Source organism: Polaromonas sp. P1_G2 (genome assembly GCF_056405515.1).
Genome location: NZ_JBFUBY010000562.1, coordinates 1 through 880 on the forward strand (window position 1 = coordinate 1; position 880 = coordinate 880).

At 53.1% G+C, this 880-nt stretch carries 1 protein-coding gene; it reads left to right on the forward strand.

Going from position 1 to position 880, the window contains the following annotated elements; all coding sequences use genetic code 11:
- A partial coding sequence (locus tag AC1D0P_RS26180) for a transglycosylase domain-containing protein (RefSeq protein ID WP_477679392.1) occupies positions 1–645 on the forward strand: 645 nt, incomplete at its 5' end.
- Between the last annotated feature and the right edge of the window lie 235 nt (positions 646–880).

Sequence of the window (880 nt, forward strand, 5' to 3'; positions counted from 1 at the left end):
GTTGCGAGAGCTGCGACACCGTCTCTGGTTTCCGAAACCTGGAAGCGCTTTGGGGCTCAACTGAAACTTGCTGATTTATCCAAGGAGAGGCAAGCCATGTTGTTGGCGATCGAAGATCCGGCGTTCATTCGGCATCACGGCGTCGATCTTGAAACTCCCGGCGCAGGAATGACGACCATTACCCAAGGTTTGGTCAAGCTCATTTTTTTCCCCGATGGGTTCAAGCAAGGCATCGCCAAAGTTCGCCAAACGTTGATTGCGCAATACGCCTTGGATTCGCTGGTTTCCAAGAATGATCAATTGCAGTTGTTCCTGAATATCTGCTACCTGGGCAACAAGAATGGCCAGCCTGTTCATGGCTATGCGGCCGCCGCGCGGGCATATTTCGGAAAGACCTTTGCGGAACTCACCGACGAAGAGTTCCTGTCGCTCGTGGCAATGCACATAGCTCCCGATAACCTGAAACCTGGGACGCTTGAAAACACGCAACGCGTCCAACGTATTCGCGCATACCTCTCTGGCAAGTATCAGCCCGCGAGCTTGCTGGATGTTGATTACAACGGAAAGCAACACGGAACACTGGCAGAAGAGGCCCTCATGTCATTCTTGCGGCTTGTTACTGACGCAAGGCCAGAAAAACCCTAGCGGCAAACGCCTGACATACCGTGCACCCAATCTCTTATTTGAGAGGGCGTGCCGGGGTAAGCCAGGTCCCAGATCTTTTCTCTTCTCCTCTAAGGCCATAGACCACATGATTCTCTTGCCTCGGTAACTGAACACATCTCGACTCAGGGCACCGTTGTACATTTAGTGCACTAGCCCTGCTTCAATTTCTTGCGACGTGGAGCGACCCATCCACCGGCAACCGGCTCCTTTCACC